Here is a 2,151-nt window from a genome sequence, read left to right as displayed (position 1 = left end):
GGCCAGGTCCAGCATGGCCACTCCCTCGCTCAACCCGACAGCGCGCCGAGCAGCTCGACGGTGACCGCCTCGGTGCCCAGCAGCGTGACCTGGCAGGCCAGGCGGGACTTGCTGCCGATGCCGATCAGGCTGTCGAGCCGGGCGTTTTCGGCCGGCGTCATCTTCGAGATGCCCTTGCGGCCCTCGGTGACGAACAGGTGGCAGGCGCCGCACTTGGCTTCGCCGCCACACTTGCTGACCAGCTTGACGCCAGCGTCCAGGATGGCCTGCAGCAGCGAGGTGCCGGCGGTGAATTCGGTGGTGGTGCCCGAAGGCAGGATGGTGAGCGTGGTCATGGCGATGGCTCCGGATGGGGCGGGTGGGGAAAACAGGAAGGAAGCGGCGCGCTCAGGCCGGCTGCGGCACACCAGCAACGAGCTGCGCGGCCACCTCGGCCAGCGGCAGCGCAATGCGGGTGATGCCCTGCTCTTCGAGGAAGCGCTGCTCCATGCGCGTGGGCTCGTCTGGCAGCACCGCGAAGTGCGGGCCGGCCGAGCGCTTCATGATCTGGCGCGCGAAGGCCCGCGGCAGCTGGTCGTTGAAGCGGCAGCCGAGGAACACGAAGCCCAGCGCAGCGCGGCGCTGCTGCACCACGGCGGGGATGGGGGTCTGGATGTCGATCTCGGTCAGCACCTCGACGTAGTCGGTGTCCGAGACCAGGTAGTTGCCGGCCGGCGCATGGCCGCCCCAGGGCTTGTAGAGCACGGTGGTGGGCGCCAGCGGGTCGGGGCTGAGCTGGCCGTCCGGCTGGTACCAGCCGGTCCAGGTGCCGAAGTGTTCGGACTGCGACAGGCCCTGAACCTCGGCCCAGTCGGCCCTGCCAGAAAGTGCGGCGCGCACGGTGTCGTCGTACCAGGTATCGACGATCAGCGGCGCCGGCAGCGAGGCCAGCCAGCGGTGCAGCGGCGAAGGCTGGGGCGTGGCGGCAAAGGCCTCGTTCATCGCGGTGACCAGGGTCTTGCGGTGCTTGAAGTTCTCGATGAACTGGGCCACTGCGGTGAGCCGGTTGCGGATCTTGCCGGGCACCGAGGTCTTGGCATTGAGAAAGCCGGCCAGCGCCAGCGGCGTGGCGGGCACTGGCTGCGTGGGGCACAGTTCCAGCACCAGCGGGCCGAGATAGGGGGCGAGCTGGCCGCTGGCCAGGCCTTCGATCAAGGCCGCGGGAAGGGTGTGAAGCGGGTCGGACATGGCAATGCTTTCCAAAGTCGGTGTCAGTAGATGGCGGCACCGGCGCCGACGTTGACCGAACTGTCCTTCATCGTCTTGACGATGAACTTGACGTGGTCGGCCGCCAGGTGGGCGTGGAAGGGCAAGGAGACGGCCCTGTCGGCAATGCGCTCGCACAGCGGCAGCTGGCCGCGCTGCCAGCCCTGCTGGATGTAGTGGAACTGCTGGTGCAGCGGCTGGCAGTAGAGGACGGTCTCGATGTACTGCGCGGCCATGTCGTCGATGATCTGCTCGCAGGTGCTGACCGAGAAACGCTTGCCCAGGTGCACCGTGTAGAGCATCCAGTGCACCTCGTCCACGTCCGGCGCGATGTACGGCGGCTTGATGCCCTCGAAGCTCTGCATCTGCTCCTGGTACCAGCCCTCGACCTGCTTGCGCGTGGCCAGCAGCTCGTCCAGCCGGGCCAGCTGGCCGGCAGCGAGTGCGGCGGTCGGCTCGCTGATGGCCGCCTGCAGCGGCACCCTTGAGCCGACCGAGACCGAACGCCGGTCGCGCAGCGAGCGGGTGCGCAGGTAGCGCAGCTCGCTGGCCAGCGCGTCGTCGTCGGTCAGCACCATGCCGCCTTCGCCGCAGCACAGGGCCGAGGGCTGCGAGAAGTCGAACACCGCCAGGTCGCCGAAGCTGCCCACCTGCCGGCCCTGGTAGCGCGAGCCGATGGCCTCGGTGGAGTCCTCGATCAGCGCCAGGCCGCGGGCGTCGGCCAGCGCACGGAATTCCTTCCACGCAGCCGGATGGCCGTTGACATTGCCCACCAGCAAGGCCTTGGTGGCCGGCGTGATGCGGGCCTCGGCGCGCACCGGGTCCAGGCAGCCGGACCAGTAGTTGATGTCGGCGAACACCACCCGCGCACCGACCAGCGCGACGGCGTGCGCCACCTGGTGCCAG

At 69.1% G+C, this 2,151-nt stretch carries 3 protein-coding genes; all 3 read right to left on the bottom strand.

From position 1 onward, the window contains the following. Positions 1 to 29: 29 nt before the first annotated feature. Positions 30 to 335, bottom strand: coding sequence for a 2Fe-2S iron-sulfur cluster-binding protein (locus tag FKP22_RS28080; protein ID WP_141291347.1), 306 nt, complete (start codon positions 333 to 335; stop codon positions 30 to 32). 52 nt (positions 336 to 387) lie between these two features. After that, positions 388 to 1,227, bottom strand: coding sequence for an SIR2 family NAD-dependent protein deacylase (locus tag FKP22_RS28075; protein WP_141291345.1), 840 nt, complete (start codon positions 1,225 to 1,227; stop codon positions 388 to 390). Between the two features lie 23 nt (positions 1,228 to 1,250). After that, positions 1,251 to 2,151 (bottom strand): DegT/DnrJ/EryC1/StrS family aminotransferase (locus FKP22_RS28070; RefSeq protein ID WP_141291342.1); only part of this gene is annotated, 901 nt, incomplete at its 5' end.

This window comes from Ideonella azotifigens (assembly GCF_006519715.1).
GTDB classification, from domain to species: domain Bacteria; phylum Pseudomonadota; class Gammaproteobacteria; order Burkholderiales; family Burkholderiaceae_C; genus Ideonella; species Ideonella azotifigens.
Note: the sequence above shows the minus strand (reverse complement) of the source record. Positions and strands in the feature narration are given on the sequence as shown.

Excerpts from the sequence above, each read along its gene's own strand:
- FKP22_RS28080 (WP_141291347.1), bottom strand. The coding sequence starts at position 335 with ATGACCACGCTCACCATCCTGCCTTCGGGCACCACCACCGAATTCACC.
- FKP22_RS28075 (WP_141291345.1), bottom strand. The coding sequence starts at position 1,227 with ATGTCCGACCCGCTTCACACCCTTCCCGCGGCCTTGATCGAAGGCCTG.